The 20936-nt window shown below is 70.6% G+C and carries 12 protein-coding genes; 6 read left to right on the plus strand and 6 right to left on the minus strand.

The annotated features are described in order from the left end of the window. Positions 1 to 79 precede the first annotated feature (79 nt). Positions 80 to 4945, minus strand: a complete 4866-nt coding sequence (locus tag WMF39_RS30000; RefSeq protein ID WP_437739916.1) for a hypothetical protein — start codon at positions 4943 to 4945, stop codon at positions 80 to 82. Positions 4946 to 5167: 222 nt separating this feature from the next. On the opposite strand from WMF39_RS30000, the gene WMF39_RS30005 reads away from it, so the two are divergent. Continuing rightward, on the plus strand, positions 5168 to 5329 hold the full coding sequence (locus tag WMF39_RS30005) for a hypothetical protein (protein WP_437739917.1): 162 nt from the start codon (positions 5168 to 5170) through the stop codon (positions 5327 to 5329). A 160-nt stretch (positions 5330 to 5489) separates the two neighbouring features. Next, entirely contained in the window at positions 5490 to 6011 is a 522-nt protein-coding gene (locus tag WMF39_RS30010) for a hypothetical protein (protein WP_437739918.1), read from the plus strand. Positions 6012 to 6044: 33 nt separating this feature from the next. On the opposite strand, the gene WMF39_RS30015 is transcribed toward WMF39_RS30010, so the two are convergent. From WMF39_RS30015 to WMF39_RS30025, 3 genes are all read right to left on the minus strand, one after another. Further along, positions 6045 to 7607 (minus strand): hypothetical protein, encoded by a 1563-nt coding sequence (locus WMF39_RS30015; RefSeq protein ID WP_437739919.1) that lies wholly within the window; start codon positions 7605 to 7607, stop codon positions 6045 to 6047. 578 nt (positions 7608 to 8185) lie between these two features. Further along, positions 8186 to 9700, minus strand: coding sequence for a hypothetical protein (locus tag WMF39_RS30020; protein WP_437739920.1), 1515 nt, complete (start codon positions 9698 to 9700; stop codon positions 8186 to 8188). A 429-nt stretch (positions 9701 to 10129) separates the two neighbouring features. Further along, positions 10130 to 11533: a B12-binding domain-containing radical SAM protein gene (locus tag WMF39_RS30025; RefSeq protein ID WP_437739921.1), complete on the minus strand. Its 1404-nt coding sequence runs from the start codon at positions 11531 to 11533 to the stop codon at positions 10130 to 10132. A 44-nt stretch (positions 11534 to 11577) separates the two neighbouring features. On the opposite strand from WMF39_RS30025, the gene WMF39_RS30030 reads away from it, so the two are divergent. Continuing rightward, on the plus strand, positions 11578 to 13380 hold the full coding sequence (locus WMF39_RS30030; protein WP_437739922.1) for a monovalent cation:proton antiporter-2 (CPA2) family protein: 1803 nt from the start codon (positions 11578 to 11580) through the stop codon (positions 13378 to 13380). Between the two features lie 30 nt (positions 13381 to 13410). On the opposite strand, the gene WMF39_RS30035 is transcribed toward WMF39_RS30030, so the two are convergent. Continuing rightward, entirely contained in the window at positions 13411 to 14802 is a 1392-nt protein-coding gene (locus tag WMF39_RS30035; RefSeq protein ID WP_437739923.1) for a sigma 54-interacting transcriptional regulator, read from the minus strand. Position 14803: 1 nt separating this feature from the next. Continuing rightward, positions 14804 to 16348, minus strand: coding sequence for a serine/threonine-protein kinase (locus WMF39_RS30040; RefSeq protein ID WP_437739924.1), 1545 nt, complete (start codon positions 16346 to 16348; stop codon positions 14804 to 14806). 399 nt (positions 16349 to 16747) lie between these two features. Between WMF39_RS30040 and WMF39_RS30045 the strand changes: the two genes are divergently transcribed. From WMF39_RS30045 to WMF39_RS30055, 3 genes are read left to right on the plus strand one after another with little or no spacing between them, the layout of a single operon-like run. Beyond that, positions 16748 to 17137 (plus strand): hypothetical protein, encoded by a 390-nt coding sequence (locus tag WMF39_RS30045; RefSeq protein ID WP_437739925.1) that lies wholly within the window; start codon positions 16748 to 16750, stop codon positions 17135 to 17137. A gap of 53 nt (positions 17138 to 17190) precedes the next feature. Continuing rightward, positions 17191 to 18027, plus strand: coding sequence for a PspA/IM30 family protein (locus WMF39_RS30050; protein ID WP_012238103.1), 837 nt, complete (start codon positions 17191 to 17193; stop codon positions 18025 to 18027). A 13-nt stretch (positions 18028 to 18040) separates the two neighbouring features. Continuing rightward, positions 18041 to 20863, plus strand: a complete 2823-nt coding sequence (locus WMF39_RS30055) for a cation-translocating P-type ATPase (RefSeq protein WP_437739926.1) — start codon at positions 18041 to 18043, stop codon at positions 20861 to 20863. Positions 20864 to 20936 lie beyond the last annotated feature (73 nt).

The raw sequence follows: 20936 nt of genomic DNA on the forward strand, positions 1-20936 counted from the left end.
CACGCTCACGCCCTCGCCGGGCTCATCCCTTCGCGTGGCTCCTGTCCTCCGCGCCGGGCTCGCTCGCGAGGGCGCGGGCTCAGTGGAGGCCCTTCATCGTCGGGTCACCCAGCTTGAACGCCGCCAGCGCTTGCCGGATGAAGGCGGGCACCGAGAGGTAGCTCTCGAGCGCGCCGCAAGCGCGGTTCGAGGAGCACGTGCACTCGTAGAAATCGCTGAAATCGTCGTCGTCCGCGTCGGCGTCCGCCTTGCAGCCGTCCACGCCTTCCCGCAGGACCTCGCCGTCGTCCGCGATGGCGGCGATCGTCGGATCCCACCGCACGATCGGCTGCCCGGTCTCCGGGTTCGGCTTCACCTTGTGCCAGTCCGCCTTGCCGTCGCCGTCGAGGTCGGGCCCCGGCTCGGTGACATACGCCTTCGCCAGGAGCTCATTGCCGTACTCCAGGACGCGCGCGCCGATGCCCTTCTGCACGACCTTGCCAAAGACGGTCTCGGTCCCGTAGGCCTTCGCCACGAACACCTTTCCGGACGGGTGGTGGAGCTCGATCCGGTCCGGGAAGCCGGGATCGGTGTCCGCCCCGGCCTCCCAGACGTGCATCATGTCCAGCCACTTCTGCTTCTCGTTCTCGGGCAGGTAGAGCAGGGTCCATGCGATGAGGAACTTCTGCTGCTCCCAGCCGATCTGCGGGTCGAGGATGGCGACCTTGGCCGGGGCCCGCGGGTTCCACGGCGCGCTGTCGGGCGCGCCATAGGAGCTGCAGACGATGCTCCCGGCCGCGGGGAAGCAGCTCTCCGGCCCGCTCTCGGCCCACCACGAGGTCCAGCCGAGCGCGCCGGCCGGATACCCGCTCGCGTCCCGGACCGGCCGGCCGCGCTGGTCCGCCTCGACGCGCACACCCTTGAGGGCGTCGTCGCCCGTGAGGTTGTTGGCGAGCCAGCGGCGGTACCCTTCCGGGAAGACGTCGGCGAGCGAGACCGCCCGGTAGCGCGCGTCGAGGAAGTCGTGCCGCGAGTCGCTGATGAAGTTGTCGACCGACTCGGTCATCAGCATCGACACCCACGCCTTGTCGTAATAGGCCCCGGCGTTCATCGTGTACGACGAGTCGTACTCGCCCTTGTCCGCCGCGAGCGCGTTCTCGAGCGGCTTGCCCCCGACGGCGATGTCACCGAAATAGCCCGTCGCGCCGTTCGGGACGACCACCAGCGGTTCCCCTGGATCGCCGAAGACATCGCTCGATGACCGGAGGACGGCGTCCCCGTCCGGCAGGAAATGCTCACCCGGCTGCGGGCGCGCCATCTGGAGCGCGAAGTGATCGAACGCGATCCCGGCCGCGAGCGTGTTCTCCTTGAAGAGGCTGTTCGCGGCCTGGACCCAGAACGTGTCGAAATCGTAGCCGCGGTCCAGCGCGAACTCGCGGTAGATGTTCATGATGAGCCCGAGGCCCTTCGCGCCGTCGCGCATCTTCGCGTTGTATCGGTTCAGGGTCCGCTCCGACGCCGCGCGCACGCTGAAGGCCTGCCGGCCGCGGCGGTAGTTGTCGAAGATGTGGTTCACCTCCTGCTGCGTGACGAAGAAATTGAAGAGCTCGTAGGCGTCCGCGCCGTTGTCGTGCCGGTACACGCTCAGGTTGCCGAGGTCCGCCCACCGGTCGGTCGCGAAGCCGTAAGGCAGGCGGGTCCGCCCCGCCGGGTCCACCGAGGGCCCCTTCACGTCCTTCGGCGTCTCCAGCGCGCGCCAGGTGACATAATCGACCTTCTGCTGCCGGCACCGCGTGGTCTTGCCGCCGATCGACACGAGCTGGCCGTCGAGCAACGGGTGCCAGACGCCGTCCAGCTCCTCGTCCCAGTCCGAGGGCACGTACGCGCTCGGGTCGACCTCGACGCAGCTGCGCGGCGTGATCAGGTCGTACTTGCTCTGCAGCTCGGAGTAATGGATGTCCTCGTCGTCGTACTCGGGCTGGATGCCGAGGACGCCGCCGAAATCGTCGATCTTCGCGAGCACGCCCTTGCCGCGCGGGGTGGTCGCCTTGTAGCTCGGGTCGGCGTGCACGGCGACGGCATCGCCGTAGAACAAGCGGGCCGCGGCGAAATCATAGGCGCCGAGCCCGATGAGGTCCTGCGTGGGCTCGCCGGCATAATCCATCGTCGACGACTGCATGAACATCCAGATCAGGTTCTTCCGCTCGTTCTCGGTGACGGGGTCGTAATACCTCGGCCCGACGCAGGCCTCGCCGTCCTCCGAGAGCGTCTCGCACGGCGTCTTCACCCGTCCATTGCTCGTGCGGAGCTGCCAGTACTGCGGCCGGTAGCCCCAGGCGTCGGAGGAGCTCACGAAATTGTGCCGCAGCCCGACGGAGTGGCCCATCTCGTGGAGGATCACCGAGGTGTGCGCCCGCTGCGCGAGGTAGCGCCGCATGGCCTCGGCGCGCCGCGCCTTCTGCGCGGCGTCCCCCTCGCCGAAGCGCCCGTGCTTGCTCGCGAATTTCTCCTCGAGCAGGTCCGCCAGATCGGCGGTCGCGAGCGGCGCCGGCGCCTCGTGCATCACGCACGCGCCGCGCTCGGCCAGCGCGATCTCCTTCAGGTTCCCGAGCTCGCGCCGCACGCTCGGGTTCGCCCCTCGGAGCGGCGAGGCGAAGCGCATCACCTCGTCCGTGAGCGGCAGCCCCGCGACGCCGGTGAGCTCCTGGATCGCCTTCGTCGTGAGCTCGGCCTCGAGCTCGGTGCCCGCCGCGGCCCTGCGGCGCGCCGCGTAGATCCCGCGCATGCTGTCGGGCGCCGTGGCGTCGGCCGCGATGCCGCGCACCTCCTTCGAGAGCCGCCGGAGGCTCTCGCGCAGCGCCGGGTTCTGCGCCATCTGGCCGGTGCCCTCGGTGACGGCCGCCTCGTCCACCCCGGCGGACCGGGCGATCCGCCGCGCCAGCTCCTCCCGCGTCAGCCGCGGCAGCGCGCCGCCCCTCGACGCGCCCTCGCTCGCCTGCGCCCAGTCCCGGACGTAATCGCCGTCGGTCACGTCTTCGGTCTTGAGCTCTCCCTTGATGTAGCGGGCCGTGTCCACGACGCCCTGGCTCCAGATGTCGCTGACGTGCGTCCAGACATTGATGCTCGCCGCGACCTTCTCGCCGGTGAGCGGGTCTTCCGAGTCGCTGTAGATGCCCCAGGCGGAGGGCGATTGCGGCGCCTCGAAGTTGTTGATCTGGTGATAGCGCAGGTCGCCGATCCGCGCGTTCAGCGCCTCGCGGCACGCCCCCATCAGCGCGGGGTCCCGCCCTGCTTCCTTGCGGCGCTCGTCGCTGCACATCCTGGCGGTCACGCCCGCCGGGAGCCGCGGACCGCCGCACGCCTCGGGGTCGGCCGCCTCGACGGGGCTGTGACAGAGCACGATCATCTCGGGCATCTTCGCGAGCGCGATGACGCCCCTCGAGGTCCCGCGCCGCGCGCCGATCTCGTCGGCGAGGGCCTCGCAGCGCTGCCCCTCGCGCGCCGCGCCGCGCCGGCACGCGTCGACCTCGCGCGAGAGCGCGATGGCGTCGGCGTCATCGTCCATCTGCCCGTCGTAGACCGGGAACGCCTCGCCGCAGCGCGCCGCGTCCCCTTGCGTCCGGACGCACTCGGCGTACTTGGCGGTGACGACGGCGCTGCGCAGGGCGACGTCCCACTCGTGGGCCGCCATATCGGTGGCGACGAAATAGTCGGGGTTGCTGTCCGAGGTGACGTACCACGCCTGCGGCACGGCCTCGCGCCGCTGGTAGGGCAGGGTGCACCGTTGCTTGAAGGTGTCGCACCGCGAGCCGGGCCCCACCGCCTCCATCCCTCCGTCCCGGGCCATCGAGGCCCCGGTGACGACCTCGCACTCGTCCTCGGTCCCGTTCCGGTCCTGGTCGCGGTGCGGATCTGCGCCGACGGGGGTGGTCTCGGGGGTGAAGCACGGGATCTCGCCCGTCATGCTCTCCGGATCGTCGTAGTAGTGGCTGCGTTCCCAGATGTTGTAACGGGAGATCATGCGGTGCCACTTGGCGTCGCTCATGCCGTAGTTGCGGGCGTAGCCGAAGCGCTCTCGCACGAAGGCGCCGAACGCCCGGAACCGGTAGCCGTCCCACTCGGCCGGCTCGTAGTCCCGATCGACGACGCGCCGGAACGACTGCCGGAGGGTGATCTCGACGGGGTTGCACGATCCGACCGGCGCGGTGCCGCCCGCGAAGTCCGTGTCGAGCATGCAGGCCGGGAAGCTGTCGATGCCCCACCCGAGGTGGCTGAGATCGACGAGCTGGGGCACCGCGAAGGCCTTGTTGGTGACGTCGAAATACCCCTCCTCGGGGTCGAAATGGGGCGCGTCGGGGTGGCTCGGGTCGCTGACGTAGTAGGAGAGCGGCTCGTACTGCACGCCGCCGTAGACGCCGATGAGCGACAGCGTGTCGAAGTCGTAGGAGTCGACGTTCAGGTTCTTCGACCAGTCGACCCGCATGTACTCGCGCTCAACCCATGGACGGTCGGTCGTGTTTTCGACGACGACGTTGCTCTCTTCCCCCGTCGCTCGGTTGTAATCGCGCTGGACGTCGAAGTGCGAGAGGATCTTGTAGGCGACGACCACGACGCCATCGTCCGTGGCGGCGCCGGCGCCCTTGCCGTCGCTGTCGTTCACGCGCTCGTAGGTGAGGCGCCCGAGCAGGAGGTCTTCCTGGATGATCCACTTGATGCGCGCGACATCGGCCTGAGCGTACGAGGAGGAGAAGAGCCCGTCCTGCGAGGCGCCGTAGCCCACGTCGACCACCGTGGTCCGCGCCCAGAACTCGGGATCGTCCTCCCTGCTCTGCAGATCGGCGCCGACGAAGAACGATTTCGCCAGCGCGTTCGCCTGAACCTGGCTGATGGCCGGCCGCTCCTCGGCGCAGCCCGCGATCAAGCTCACCGCTGCCGCGAGCAATGCCTGTCTCACAATCCACCTCATCGCAGAGTCCTCCTCTGGCAGCTCGGTCCCGAGCGCGCATGCCCCCATGAGAACCTCGGCCCGAGTCGCCGCGACGACCGCCCCGGTCGCGCGAGGGGCGTGCCTGCTCGCCCTCGCCGGCATCGCGGCATACCACGTACCACGCGCGCCACACCCTCGCCATTCCTGGCCAATTAACGGGCATTCAGCCCGCCCCCCTCTACCCCACCATCGGTCACCAACGTGAACGTTCACGTGGTCGTGGACGTTTACGTTTACGTGGTCGTGGACGTTTACGTGGACGTGGACGTTTACGTGGACGTGGTCGTTCACGGCCTGCCGTTGACGATCACGACCACGACCACGACCACGACCACGACCACGACCACGACCACGACCACGTAAACGTAAACGTAAACGTTCGGAGGTAGGAGAACGCAGCGCGAAGCTTGGTTAACGTCCAGGATGGCCCCGGCGGCTCGGCGCGAGCTTCGCTCCCGTCGACCCCTCGCCTCGCTCGCGAGGCTGCGGTATTCGACCACCTCACCCGATCGGGAGGACCGCAGTGCCTGACGGAGACGTCCTGCTCTCGAACACCGACGGCACCATCCTGGCGCAAGGCCCCGCCGTGCTCGTCTGCGAGTGCCGTGGCGACGGCCTGGACCTCGCCGTCCGTCGCGTCGCCGCGTTCGCGCTCGTCGCCTCGCTCGTCGTGGCGGGCATCGTGGCGGCGCGCGCGGCCCCCTTTCCCATCCTCTTCATCGCGGGGACGTGGACGGCCGGAGCCGCCGCCGCGCTGCTCGCCGTCCGCCGGCGCCGCCGGCTCCACGGGCTGTTCCGCCTCGACTTCGAGCGGGACGAGCTCATCCAGGACGGCCGTGGCTTCCGGCGGATCCTGCCGATCCAGGCGATCGTCGGCGTCTCGACCCCGCCGGCCTCGGACACGGACGTCGACCAGCCGGGCCTCGCGCCGCGCTGGCTGCTCCTCCACCTGTCGACCGGGGAGCAGCTGCGCCTGGGCAGGGCGCCCGCCTACGCGCTCGGCCCCGCGCTCGCCTTCCTCAGGCGGGCCGGCGTCGAGGCGTGAGCGGCGCGCCCGCCGCCGGCCAGCGCCGCGCCGTCAGGGCCTCGGCAGGCTGGGGTAGGCCGGACCGAAGTCGTTGCGGACGTCGCGGACCGTCGAGAGGTACGGCGTCTTCACTGTCTCGTCCCGGTAGATCGGCCTGACGACGCACGTATCGCCTCCGCACTCCCCCGCTTCGGGGAAGATCACGTCGGCGACGAGCCAGAACCTGTCGCCTGAGTCCTCCGGAACGAAGGCGACGGGCACCTCGGGGTCGTAGAAACCCGTGGGCCCGAGGTCGGCCCCGAGCTCGCCGTTGCAGTAGATCTTGACCCGCGGGTGCACGTCGAACGACACGCTGCCCCCGAAGTAGTGCACCGCGATGCGCATCCAGCTGGCCTTGGGCGGGAAATCGACGTTGATGTTCTCGGGCGCGCAGAAGGTCGGGTCGTCCGGGTCCGTGGTGCGGTGGGCACAGGAGATGTTGTCGAGATCGAGCCGCGGGCTATGGCACCCCCTGCCGTGGGCGCGCCAGTCGTCCCCCACGCCGCGAGGCGCGTAGAAGCAGCTGTTGTTGGTCTCCTCCGGATCCAGGTACCAGTTCACCGGCTCGGGGGGCGTCGCCGTGTCGCTGAACCACGTGATGGCCGAGCCGCCCGAGAGGCTGTCGAGCGTGCAGTTCCCGTAGCCGCACGCGGCGCTGGAGCCGCCGACCGTCCAGGGCTGCATGTTGTCCGGCTTGTGGAGGTAGAGGTCCATATCCACGCTGGCCGGCTCGTGCTCCCACTCGAGCTCGACGCGGAGGCCGCGGGCGCCGACGAACAGCGGGTAAACGCAGCTCGCGGTCTCGCCGCTCGCCAGGCTCTTCGTGTACGTGACCGTGTACTCGCCCGACTGGAGCGGCTTGAAATCGTCCGCCGGCCCCTGCCCTCCCACCGAGGGGCACGGGTTCACGCCCGGCGGGCACGTCACCGTCCACACCTCGGAGTCCGGACGCGCGTCCTCGCTGAACGAGCCGGTGCCCTCCTTCAGATCGACGGTGGCGAACGGCGCCGCCTGGAGCGCGTGGCAGCCCGCCACGTCGTTCCGGTGGCAGTCCTGGTCCGCGTGCACGCCGCCGACGCAGGGGCCCCACGTGCCCGTCTCGTCGCAGATCTGGGTCCCGGGGAAGCACCCCGGGCTGTGCCGGAACGACGGATCGCCGCGGAAGCAGGAGTGCGCCTGCCCGGCGATGCACCCGCAGCTCTCGTCGATCAGCCCGTTGCAGTCGTCGTCCAGCCCGGCGTGATCCACGCCGAGCTCATCGACGCCGCACAGCTCCGTCGGACCGCAGGCGCTCCCGCACGGGTTGATCGTCACCGGCTGGCCCTCGGGCGCCCCTGCATCGATATCGCCGAGGAAGCCGCCGTAGCCTTCCGAGTCGCCAGGCTGGGCCGTCGCCCCGCCGGCGCCGCCCGCCCCGCCGGCGCTGCCCGCCTCGTCGGCGTGCGAGCTGCCGCCCGTCGTCAGATCGAACGTGAGCCGCTTGCCTTCCGCGCTGCAGCCGGCCGCGAACCCGGCGCCCGACGCCGCGATCGCGATCACGACGGGGAGCACGGAGGAGACACGAAGACGAGACATGATACCTCCACTTGGAGACCTAGACGCGGTGTCGCGGCGGCCTGCGCCCGCTCCGCGCGACGGCGAAGCGCGCCGTGCACCAGGCACGACAGCGTGAAGCAAAGCGGATACCGGTGTCCCCAGCGCGCGCGAAAGCGCGGCTCGGGACGGCAGATCACGGAGCCCCGACCCTCATCGAGTAATAAGGACTACTGTCATGCAGACTCAGCAGGGTGAGTCGCTGGAGGAGGACTCCCTAGCACGGACTCCGGCCGGCGATGGCCACAATGAGCCGCCTTCAGCCGGCGAGGCGCGCTCTCGCCAGATGCGGAGTCAGGCGAACCACCAGCTCACCCGAGGCGTCAGAGAAATCATCCTCCGACAGATCACCACGAAGCTTGCCTTGCTGGCCGGTGTGGCGTTGCGCCTCACGGCCTCCGCGCGCGGGGCGAGGTGGCGCCGGCAGAGCTCGTGCGCTCGCGCCGGCGCGTTCGCGGGCGCTGACGTCGCGAGGCCCTGGCCATCGCGGTGATCTGGAGGCGGGTCGGGCGCGCGGCGCGCGCTTTCCAGGCGGGTCGGGCGCGCGGCGCGCGCGCCTTTCAGGGCAGCGTCGGGTAGGCGGGACCGAAGCTCGCCTCGACGTCGTCCCGCGTGGTGAGCAGCGGCGTCTTCGCGCTGGCGCTCTCATAGAGCGGCCGCACGACGCAGGCCGCCTGGCCGCACTCGTCCGGCTCTGGGAAGAGCACGTCGGCGACGAGCCAGAACATGGTGCGTCCGTCCGTGGGCTTGAACGCGACGGGCCGCTCCGGGCTGTAGAACCCCGCGGGCCCCAGATCCGCCCCGAGGGCGCTGTCGCAGAAGATCTTGATACGGGGGTGAATATCGTGCTTCACCATGCCCTCATCATAGTAATGCACGCCGATGCGCATCCACTGACGCTTCGGCGGATAGTCGAGGTTGATGTTCTCCGGCGCGCAGAAGCTTGTGTGATCGGGATCAGTCCGGGTGGGGTCGCACCCCCTGTTGTCGAGGTCGATCCGCGGGTTGTGGCAGCCAAGACCGTTGGCCTTCCATTGCTCCCCCACGCCCCGAGGGGCGTTGAAGCAGCCATTGTTGCCGGGCACCGGGTCGAGGTACCAGTTCACGGGGTTCGGCAGCCTCGCGCTGTTCAAGAACCAGCGGATATCCGAGGGCTCCGGTGACTTTGTCGCGAAGTGCGAGATAGCGCAGTTGTTCCATCCGCAATCCACCGACGACCCCAGCATTTTCCAGGGCTGCGTGTTGTTCGGCCTGTGGAGGTGCAGATCGAGATCGACGTCGCCGACGTCGTGCTCCCACTCGAGCTCGACGCGCAGGCCGCCCGCGCTGACGAAGAGCGGGTACTCGCAGCTCTGGGTAGCGCCGCTCGCGACGCGCTTCGTGTACGTGACAGTGTACTCGCCCGACTGCAGCGGCTTGAAATCGTCCGCTGGGTCCGAGCCGGTCACTCCGGGGCACGGGTCGACGCCATCGGGGCAGTCCACCGTCCACAGCTCGGATCCCGCGAGCGCATCCGCGCCGAACGTGCCAATGCCTGCCTTGAGGTCGAGGTTCGCGAAGGGCGACGCCTGCATCGGGCGGCACGGAGCGCCGCTATCCATATGGCAGTTCTCGTCGGCGTGCACGCCGCCGACGCACGGGCCCCACGTGCCGGTCTCGTCGCAGAGCTGGGTGCCAGGAAAGCAGCCCTCGCTGTTCCGGAACGACGGATCGCCGCGGAAGCAGGAGTGCGCCTGACCGGGGATGCAGGCGCACGTCTCGTCGATCGAACCATCGCAGTCGTCGTCCAGGCCGAGGGTCGCGCCGGTACATAGCTCCTTGTCGCCGCACGCGCTCCCACAAGGGTTCACCATCACATCGCTGTGCGGCTCCTGCCCTCCATCGATGTCGAGGAACCCACCCAGCCCGTCGCCTCCGCCGGTCGTGCCGCCCCCTCCCACGCCTGGTTCGTCAGCTCCGCTCGAGTCGAGCACGTTGGACGAACCCGTCGCGCTGCAGCTGGCCGCGAAGCCAGCGCTGGACACGGCGGCGCCAACCACGATGAGGAGCGAGAAGGAGAACCGACGTCGACCCATGACACCTCCGCTTGGGGATCCTCGATGCCGCGACAAAGCGGGCTCACACCCCGCTCGACACCCCGGCATTCCAGGAGCTCACGCGAGTGTAGCAAAATCAGCAAGCGACAATCGCACTGCAAGCGCGACAGAAGAATGTCGCTCGCTCACCGTGCGCTGCTGTCAATCCGCGAGCGGTCGATTGCCCACATCCACCGATGCGCAGCGGGCGCTCCGCGAGCCGCGGCGCGCTTGGCCTGCCGCGGGCGCCCGAGCCGCCGAGGCGCGGCGTCCTGCGGCGCGCCCAGACGACGCGCGCCGCGCCAGGGCGCCGCCTCATTGCCGACGAGCGGAGCGAGGCACCATTGCGCCGCAGCGTACCATTGCCCCGCAGCGTGCAGGACGGCGCCCACGCACGCACAGGACGCGAAGCTGGCGCCAGGGGATCGCCTATCCGATGATCGGGAGCTGCCGGGCGCCCTTGGCCCTCGCAGGCTGCGGCTCCGGCTGCGGCTGCGCCACGGGCGACGCGGCCGTCTCCTCGATGTGCACGCCGGAGCGGAAGCGCTGCTCGCCGCCCGCGATCTTGCGGTGCGCCAGCGTGTGCTGCATGAAATTCAGCGGAAAGAAGCCCGCCAGCTGGATCCAGCTCGACTGCCGTGTGAGGGTGAACCTGCGCCATATCGAGGACGGCGAGTAGAATTTCGTCCACGCGGACACCCACCCCTCCCGGAGCCGCTCCCGCGACATCTGCTTGGGAACGAAATAGGGCGAGCCGGCGTCGTGGTCGCGGCGCAGCCACCAGCGCTCGTCCGTGAGGCGCCCCTCCGCCTTGAGGCGGCGGTACAGCTGCGTCGCGGGGTACGGGGTGAGGATGGCATACAGCGCCATCGTCAGCTTCATGTCGATGCCGAACTCCACGGTGCGATCGAACACCTCGGGATCGTCCGTATCGAACCCGAAGACGAAGCTCCCCCAGACCGAGATGCCGTGATCGTGGAGCATCGCCATCGTGTCCTTGTACTGGGAGGGACGGTTCTGCCGCTTTCCGGTGAACTTCACCGTCTCCTCGTCGATGCTCTCGAAGCCGATGAAGAGCGCCTTGCACCCGCTCTCGGCCATGAGCTTCACGTTCTCGAGGCGCTTGACCGCGGCGAGCGAGCACTGGCCTATCCAGTGCTTCTTCAGCGGGATCATCCGGGTGAAGAGCTCTTTCGAGTAAGCCCGGTGGATCATCACGTTGTCGTCCGCGAACATGATGAGCTTGCCGAGCGACCGGAGCTCGCTCAGCACCTCGTCGGTCGGACGGAACCGCATCGTGGTGCCGTTCGCCGTCGACACGCTGCAGAACTCGCACGGATACGGGCAGCCGCGCATCGTCTGCACGACCTGGAACGGGATGTACTTCTTGGAGGTGAACAGGTCGCGCCGCGGCGGGGGCCTGCCCGCGAGGTTCGGCAGCTCCGGGCGGTAGAGCGGCTTGAGCTCGCCGCGCTTCGCGTCCGCGAGCAGGGCGGGCCAGGCGTCCTCGGCCTCGCCGACCACGACGGCGTCCGCGTGCTGCAGGGCCTCGTCGGGGCAGGCCGTCGGGTGGATGCCGCCGAGCACGACCTTCACGCCGCGCCTGCGGTACGCGGCGGCGATATCGTAGCTGCGGCGGGCGGTCTTGCTGTCGACGCTGATCCCGACGAGGTCGACGTCCTTGACGTCGCGCTGGAGATCGAAGGGCTGCACGACGTCATCGGTGTAGATGATCTCATCCTCGGGGGGCGTGAGCGCCGCGAGGGTGCCGAGCCCCACACGAGGCAGGTACGCGGAATCTTCGCTTGCCGTGGCGATGAGCTCGATCTGCATGGCGGATCGTGCTTATCACGGAGCCCCAAGGAGACCCACGACGAATGAGCTTGCTCTCTGACGCCGCAGTCTTTCTCGGCGCGGCCGTCGTCGCCGTGCCGCTGTTCAAGCGGATCGGCCTCGGCGCGGTGCTCGGCTACCTCGTCGCGGGCGCGCTGCTCGGCCCGTGGGGGCTGCGGATCATCGCCAACGTCGAAGACACCCTCCACTTCTCGGAGCTCGGCGTGGTGCTGCTCCTCTTCCTCATCGGCCTCGAGCTCCAGCCGTCGCGGCTCTGGGTGCTCCGCCGCGCCGTGTTCGGCCTCGGCGGCGCGCAGGTCGCCGTCACGGGCGCGCTCATCGCGCTCATCGGCGCCGCGCTCGGCCTGCGCGCCGACACGGCGGCCATCGCGGGCGTCGGGCTCTCGCTCTCGTCGACGGCGTTCGTCCTGCAGATCCTGGCCGAGAAGGGCCAGATGCAGTCGCAGCACGGCCGCTCCGCGTTCGCCATCCTGCTCTTCCAGGACCTCGCCGTGATCCCGCTGATCGCGGTGCTCCCCCTGCTCGGCCCCGCGGGCGCGGCCCCCGCCGAGGGGAGCGCCGTCGCCTCGTCGCTCAAGGCCGTGGCCGTGCTGCTCGCGGTCGTCGCCGGCGGCCGCTACCTCGTGCGCCCCGTCTTCCGGGCCATCGCCGCCACCCACGCCCACGAGATCTTCACCGCGGCGGCCCTGCTCGTCGTGCTCGGCACGGCGCTCCTCATGGTGCAGGTGGGCCTCTCCATGTCGCTCGGCGCCTTCATGGCGGGCGTGCTGCTCGCCGACTCGGAGTACCGCCACGAGCTCGAGGCGGACATCGAGCCGTTCAAGGGCCTGCTCATGGGGCTCTTCTTCATCGCCGTCGGGATGTCGGCGAACATCGGCCTCGTCATCGAGCGGCCGCTGCTCGTCCTCGGGCTCGTCCTCGGCGTGATGGCGCTCAAGGCCGCCGTCCTCCTCCTCCTGGGCAGGGCGGCCGGGCACGCGAAGGGCTCCGCGCGCGACCTCGCGCTCGCGCTCCCGCAGGGGGGCGAGTTCGCCTTCGTCCTCTTCGGGATGGCCGCGGGACAGGGCCTCATGGACAGGCTCCTCGCCGACCTCCTGGTCGTCGTGGTCACCCTGTCCATGGCGGTCACGCCGCTCGTCATCGCGCTCGGCGACGCGCTCGTCAAGCGATGGCAGGGGGGCGGGCCAGAGCGCGAGTTCGACGCGATCGACGACGACGACCCGAGGGTCATCATCGCCGGATACGGCCGCTTCGGCCAGATCGTCTCTCGCGTCCTCCGCACGAGGAAGATCCCCTTCACCGCGCTCGACGCGAGCCCCACGCAGGTCGACTTCGTCCGCAAGTACGGCAACAAGATCTACTACGGGGACGCCTCCCGGCTCGACCTGCTCCGCGCGGCGCGCGCCGACAAGGCGAAGATCTTCGTGCTGGCCATCGACGACGTCGCGTCGTCGGTGAAGACGGCGGAGGTGGTGAAGCGGCACTTCCCTGACCTCCTGATCTACGCGCGCGCCAGGAACCGCCAGCACGCGTATCAGCTGATGGATATCGGCGTGACGGTGCTGGAGCGGGAGACGTTCCTGTCGTCGCTCGAGGTGGCGGCGCGCGTGCTCGAGGGCCTCGGGATGCGGGAGCGGGACGCCCGCGCGACGATCGAGCGGTTCAGGGCCCACGACGAGAAGGTGCTCGTCCGCGGGCACGCGGTGCACAACGACGAGGTCAAGCTCATCGAGGCGGCGAAGCAGGCGGCGCAGGAGCTCGAAGGCCTGTTCGAGTCCGACGAGATCGCGCCGTCCGGCAGGGACGACAAGGCCGCGGCGGTGTGACGCGAAGCGAGCGAGCCGCCGTCGGCTCGCTCACTCCTGTTCCTGCTTCGCGCCGATGCCGTGGCGGCGGAGGTAAGCCCGCACGTGCGCCCGCTCCATGCCCGCGCGCCGCGCCATCTCGCTCACGTTGCCCTTCGCGTCCTCGGACAGGGCGGCGAAGTAGTCGCGCTCGAACCGCGCGAGGACGTCGCGCTTCGCCTCCTGGAACTGGCGGCCCTTCATCGACGCGAACGAGCTGCTGGCCGCGCTGCCGCCGGCGCCCGGGGGGATCGACGGCGAGGAGCTCGGGTGCACCGGCGTCTCGGTGAGGGCGCCGAGGTGCGCCGCGACGTCGATCTCCTCGCCCTCGGCGGCGAGCGCGAACGCGACGGCGACCGCGTTCCGCAGCTCGCGGACGTTGCCCGGCCAGTCGTGCCGCATCAGCCGCTCGAGCGTCATGTTCGAGACGCGCTCGTAGGCGCTCTCGTCGCCGAGATCCTTCAGCATCCGGCGGACGAGCACGGGGATGTCCTCCACGCGCTGCCGGAGCGCCGGCAGCTCGATCTTGATCTGCGCGACGCGGAAGTAGAGGTCGCTCCGGAAGTTGCCGCCGTTCACGGCCCGCACGAGGTCGCGGCGCGTCGCCGCGAGCACGCGCACGTCGACCTCGCGGTAGCTCGATCCGCCGACGCTCTTGATGCGGCGCTCGGCGAGCGCGCGGAGGAGCTTCGGCTGCACCTCGAGCGGCAGCTCGCCGAGCTCGTCGAGGAAGATCGTGCCGCCGTCCGCCTCGATGAACGGCGAGAGGCGCTTGTCGACCGCGCCCGTGAACGCGCCGCGCTCGTGGCCGAACAGCGTCGCCTCGGCCAGGGTCGGCGGGATCGAGCCGCAGTCCACGACCACGAACGGCTTCTTCGAGCGGGCGCTCGCCAGGTGCAGCGCCTGGGCGACGAGCTCCTTGCCCGTGCCGGTCTCGCCCGTGATGAGCACCGTGAGGTCGGTCGGCGCCATCTTGGAGAGGCGCTCGAAGATGGCCCGCATCCCGGGGCTGCTCGCCACGAGCGGGCCGAACGACGGGATCGCCGAGACCGTGATGCGCTCGGGCCGCAGGGGCTCGAACTGGATCTCGGTCTCGCCGAGCCGCAGCTTCGTGCTCGTGAGCAGGTAGATGTCGCCGACCCGCACGCCGCCGACGAAGGTCCCGTTCCTGCTGTCGAGATCGCGCACGCGGACGCCCTGCTCCGTGGCGACGAACTCGGCGTGCACCGCGCTGACCTTGGCGTCGTCGAGGACCAGCTGGCAGGCCGCGTTGCGGCCCACGATGACGGGATCGGTGCCGATCTCGATCCATCCGCCGCCGCGCGCGGCCGACGATTTCATGAGGCGGATGCGCCCGCCGCGCACCTCGACCCGGTTCTTCGTGCCTACCGTCGCGTCGAGCAACTCAGTGCCTCTCTGTCTTGCGGCGCGAAGGCGGACCCTCCGGCCGGGGAATCTCTGCGCCCTCGCCCCTGCTCGGCGGTGGCGGCGGCGCGCCCGCGCCCGCCCTGCTCGGCGGTGGCGGCGGCGCGCCCGCCCTGCTCGGCGGTGGCGGCGGCGCGCCCGCGCCCGCCCTGCTCGGCGGTGGCGGCGGCGCGCCCGCGCCCGCCCTGCTCGGCGGTGGCGGCGGCGCGCCCGCCCTGCTCGGCGGTGGCGGCGGCGCGCCCGCGCCCGCCCTGCTCGGCGGTGGCGGCGGCGCGCCCGCGCCCGCCCTGCTCGGCGGTGCAGGCGGCGCCCCCACGCCGGTCCTGCTCGGCGACGCTGGAGGCGCGCCCGCGCCGGTCCTGCTCGGCGGCGCAGGCGGTGCGCCCACGCCGGTCCTGCTCGGCGACGCCGGCGGCGCAGCGGCCCTGCTCGGTGGCGGCGGCGGCGCAGCGGCCCTGCTCGGTGGCGGCGGGGGCACGGTGCTGGCCCTGGGAGGGGCGAGCGAAGCAGGGGGCGGCGAGCTGTGGCCGGCGTCGCTGAAGCCGCCGTTCTCCGTCATCGTCGGGGGGCCGTCGACGACCGTGGGGTTGTCTTCCAGGAACGCGTCGGGCAGCTCGGAGGGATACCTGCTCCGCTGCGTGCGGCGCGTCGCGCGCGTGATGTTCGCCGGCTGGATGGCCCGCCAGCTCGACAGCGCATCTGCCGCGGAGCCGAAGCGCCCTTCGCGCCGGCGATCGAGCGCCCGCTCGAGGAAGCGCTCGATGCCCACCGGCCATTTCTCGCCGGTCGCCTCGGCGAGCGACGGCGCCGGGCGGTCGAGCTTCATCGCGACGAGCACCGCGGCGTTCGCCCCCTCGAACGGCAGCCGCCCGGACAGGGCCCGGAAGGCCACCGCGCCGACCGCGTAGATGTCGGCCCGCTCGTCGGCCCGCGCGGCGCCCCGCACCTGCTCCGGCGCCATGTACGCGAACGATCCCAGCGTCGCGTCGAAGGCGGTGAGCGTCGGCTCTTCCTTCTCGCGCCGCGTGAGCTTCGAGATGCCGAAATCGAGGATCTTCGCGCGCTCGCGCCGGTCCGGCAGGCCGAGGTGCTCGAGGTAGATGTTGCCCGGCTTCAGATCGCGGTGGATGACGCCCGCGGCGTGCGCCGCCACGAGCCCCTGGAGCACGTCATCGATGATCGGGCCGACCTCGCTGAACGGCAGGTACTGCTCGCGCTTCAGCCGATCCGCCAGCGACTCGCCGTCGAGCTGCTCGAACACGAGCAGGTGCTCGCCCTCGTCCGTCTGGCCGACCTCGAGCAGCTGGCAGACGTACGGGCTCTGGATGGCCGAGGCGATCTTCGCCTCACGGTCGAAGCGCCGCACGAGATCCGGCTTCATCGCGGCGCGCGCGAGCAGGACCTTGATGGCGACCTGCTGATTGTCCGATTCCCGTGTTGCTGCCCAGACTTCGCCCATGCCGCCCCGCCCGAGCAGGCGGGAGACACGGTAGCCAGCAACGACGTCGCCCGGGTGGATCGCCACGTAACCTGGATCGGGACCGTACCACCGCGACTCTCGAACGGGTGAGAAAAAAGCGAGCGTCCGGGGAAACGCGGTGATTCCGGGAGCGAGCGGAACCGATCACGGAGCGCGGCTCGCGGCGCGTGTTGCGGCTCGCGGCGCGTGTTGCGGGCTCACGGCGTGACAGCGCGCCGGTGCGATCGGAGCACGAACCCAACGAAGGGGACGCAACGGTTCGGAGGACCACTCGGAGGACCACTCGGAGGACCATTCGGAGGACCACTCGGAGGACCACGGCGAGCCGCGCGTCCTCGATGGTGGTGGCCGTAGGCCGCAGCCCGCGGCGCGCGGAATCCCGGAAAGAATCCGAGGGACGCGGCACTAGCCCGATGCGACATGATTCTGTAGGCTCGCCGCGCCATGCCGCGTACAGCCGAGGATGTCGAAACCTACCTCCTGCAGCTCGATCGCCGGTTCGAGAACGACGCCGGTACCTACCTCGTCTCGGGGGGCCCAGACGCGCCGCCGATCGCGATCCGCATCGACCCGCCGATCGTGGCGGTGCGGGTCTCGATCGGCCCCGTCCCCGGGGACGCCGCTCACCAGACCAGGCTCTTCCGCCGCCTGCTCGAGTACAACGCGACGGACCTGATGCATGCTTCGTATGGGATCGAGGCGGGCACCGTCGTCCTCTCGGCGGCGCTGGAGCTCGAGAACCTCGACATGAACGAGCTCGAGGCGATCCTGAGCGACATCGATCTCGCGCTCGCCCGCCACGTCCCCGTGCTGCACGATCTCGCGCTCAGCTGAGCAGACCCGCCGCGCCTTTCGACCCTGCGCACCCCGAGAGTTGGAGCTGATCTATGGGAATTTTCGCGCGCCTTGCGACCCTCATCAAGTCGAACCTGAACGACCTCATCAGCCGCTCGGAGGACCCCGAGAAGATGCTGAACCAGGTCGTCATCGACATGGCAAACCAGCTGATCGAGGCGAAGAAGCAGGTCGCCGTCTCGATCGCCGACGAGAAGCGGCTGGCCAAGCAGGCCGAGCAGGAGGCCGCCAACGCCGCGGAGTGGGAGCGCAGGGCGATGCTCGCGATCAAGGCGGGCGACGACGCGCTGGCCAAGGAGGCGCTGAACCGCAAGAAGGAGCACGACCAGCTCGCCACCTCCTACAAGGACCAGTGGCAGAAGCAGAAGCAGGCCGTCGACCAGCTGAAGACGGCGCTGCGCCTCCTGAACAACAAGATCGAGGAGGCGAAGCGCAAGAAGAACGTGCTCATCGCCCGGAAGAAGCGGGCCGAGGCGCAGAAGGCCATCCAGGAGACGATGAGCGGCCTGAACAACGCCTCCGCCTTCGAGACGTTCGACCGGATGTCGAACAAGATCGACCAGATCGAGGCCGAGGCCGAGGCCGCCGGGGAGATCGCCGAGCAGTACACGGGCGACACGCTGGCGCACAAGTTCGGGCAGCTCGAGGCGACGGCGGGCGCGGACGACGAGCTGCTCGCGCTCAAGCGGAAGATGGGCGTGCTCCCGCCCGAGCCGCCGCCCGCCGCGGCGCCGCCGCCGCAGGTGCGCGTGGCCGGCGCGGGCGGCGCGCCGGCCGCCGCGCCCCAGGCCGAGCAGGACGAGCTCGCGGCGGCGCTCGCGGAGCTCGAGGCCGAAGAACAACGTGAACAAGCCAGGATGAAGCGCTAGAGCACGCCCGCACATGAGCCAAGCCGCCACGGCGCTCCGCCCGGCCGGACCGGACGCGCCTCCCGCCGCCCCCATCCCTGTCCACGCCGAAGAGGTCGGCGCCTTCCTCGAGCGCGTCGGGGTGAGCTCGTCCGGCGGGCTCTCCGACGACGAGGCGCAGAAGCGCCTCGCGGAGCACGGCAAGAACCGCCTGCCCGAGACGAAGAAGAAGAGCGCGCTCGTCCGCATCCTCGAGCAGTTCGCGAACCCGCTGGTGCTCACGCTCCTCGCCGCGGCGGCGATCGCCGTGGTCGTCGGCTTCACCGCCGACAAGGACCAGAGCTTCCTCCACCGGTTCGGCGACGCGATCGCGATCCTGCTCATCGTGATCCTGAACGCCTTCCTCGGTTACTACCAGGAGCGGCGCGCGGAGGCGGCCCTGGACGCCCTCCAGAAGCTCAGCGCGCCGAACGCGCGCGTGCGCCGCGGCGGCAAGACCGTGGTCATCGCGGCCGAGGACGTCGCGCCCGGCGACATCCTCGAGCTCGAGGCGGGCGACTCGGTCCCGGCCGACGCGCGGCTCGTGCAGACGATCAGCTTCGCGACCGAGGAGGCGGCGCTGACGGGCGAGAGCGCGGCCGCGGTCAAGGACGCGCTCGCCCCGGTCGCGCGCGACGCGCCGCTCGGCGACCGGGTCACGATGATCTTCACGGGCACGAGCGTCGTGCGCGGCAAGGGGCGCGCGGTGGTGACCGCGACCGGCGTGAGCACCGAGCTCGGCCGGATCGGCGAGATGATCCGCTCGGTCGGCGAGCAGAAGACGCCCCTCGAGGAGCGGCTCGATCGCTTCGGCTCGGTGATCCTGCGGGTGTGCCTGGCGCTCTCCGCGGTGCTGCTCGGCTGGGGGTTCATCCGGGGCGGACGGCCGTGGCACGAGCTCCTGCTCGAGGGCGTGAGCCTCGCCGTGGCCGCCATCCCCGAGGGGCTGCCCGCGATCACGACGATCACGCTCGCGCTGGGGATGCAGCGCATGGCGCGGCGCGGGGCGATCGTGCGCAAGCTGCCCGCGGTCGAGACGCTCGGCGCCGCGACGATCATCGCGTCGGACAAGACGGGCACGCTCACCCAGAACGAGATGACCGTGCGCAACGTGTACGCGGGCGGCCGCCGCTACACGGTGACCGGCGAGGGGTACGACCCGACGGGCGCGCTGCGGGACGAGCACGGCGCGGAGGTCGTGGAGCACTCGGCGCCGCTCACCTACCTGTTCGCGACGGTCGCCCTCTGCAACAACGCGTCGCTCAACGAGGACCAGGCGACGGGCCGCTGGAACATCGTCGGCGATCCGACCGAGGGGGCGCTGCTGACGCTGGCCGCGAAGGGCAGCTACTCGCGCGAGTCGGTGGCGCCGTCGCACGCGTTCGTGCACGAGCTGCCGTTCGACAGCGACCGCAAGCGGATGACGGTGATCACGCGGGACGAGCGCGGCCGCGAGATCGCGCACGTGAAGGGGAGCGTCGACGTGCTCCTGCCGCTCTGCGTGAAGTTCGCCGACGACAAGGGCGTGCGGGCGCTGTCCGAGGACGACCGCGCCGCGATCGTCGCCGAGGCCGATCGCATGAGCGCGGCCGCGCTGCGCGTGCTCGCGATCTGCCGCCGGGTGCGGGTCAGCCGCGACGAGGACGACATCGAGCGCGAGCTCACGTTCCTCGGCCTGGTCGGGATGATGGACCCGCCGCGGCAGGGGGTGAAGGAGGCGGTGGCCGAGTGCCGCCGCGCCGGCATCCGCGCCGTCATGATCACCGGCGACCACCGGCTCACCGCGACGGCGATCGCCAAGGAGATCGGGCTCTGGGACGAGGGCGACGAGGCGCTCAGCGGCGCGGAGCTCGCGGTGATGAGCGACGAGGAGCTGGCGCGGCGGATCATGCACCTGCGCGTCTTCGCCCGGACGACGGCGGAGCAGAAGCTCCGGCTCGTGCGGGCGTTCAAGGCGCACGGCCACATCGTGGCGATGACGGGCGACGGCGTGAACGACGCGCCCGCGCTCCGGGAGGCGCACATCGGCGTGGCGATGGGGCGCGGGGGCACCGACGTGGCGCGGCAGGCGGCGGACCTCGTGCTGGCGGACGACAACTTCGCGACCATCGTCGAGGCGGTGCGCGAGGGGCGCGCCATCTACCGCAACATCCAGAAGTTCATCTTCTTCCTCCTCTCGTCGAACATGGGCCTCCTCGTGGCCGTGTTCGTCGTCTCGTTCTTCGGCAAGTGGCCGCCGCTGACGCCGCTCATGATCCTCTGGATCAACCTCGTCACGAACGGCCTGCCCGCGCTCGCGCTCGGCATCGATCCGCCGGATCCGCAGCTCATGTCGGAGGCGCCGCGGCCGCGCGACGAGGGCCTGCTCATCAAGCGCGACTACCTCGGGATCCTGTACGTCGGCGCGATCATGGGGCTCGCCGCCGTCGCGCTCTACGCGACGTCGGAGCAGACCGAGGACGCGCTGCTCCGCACGCGCGCCGTCGCCTTCTCGCTGCTGGCGCTGTCGCCGCTCTTCCACGCCTGGAGCTGCCGTAGCCCGGTCATCTCGCTCTTCGCGTCGAAGCCGCTCATCAGCCTCCCGCTCCTCCTGGCGGTCGCGGCGAGCGCGGCGATCCACCTGATCGCGCTGCTCGTGCCCGCGCTGCGCCCGGTCTTCCGCACGTACGCGATGTCGTCGGACGAGTGGATGCTCCTGCTCGTCCTCTCGGCGCTCATCGTCCCGGCCGTCGAGATCGCAAAGCTCGTGTACCGCCGGATCCGCCCCGAAGGCGCCGGCCCCGCCCGCCTCACGCCCGCCTCCAAGCCCCACGGATGACCGCCGGGTGAGGGGCCTCGGCAGCGCCGAGCCCCCTCGCCTGCCACGTCAGACGGCCACCTCACGGCGTCCA

The organism is Sorangium sp. So ce1504 (assembly GCF_051521635.1).
In the GTDB taxonomy this organism is placed as follows: Bacteria; Myxococcota_A; Polyangia; order Polyangiales; family Polyangiaceae; genus Sorangium; species Sorangium cellulosum_B.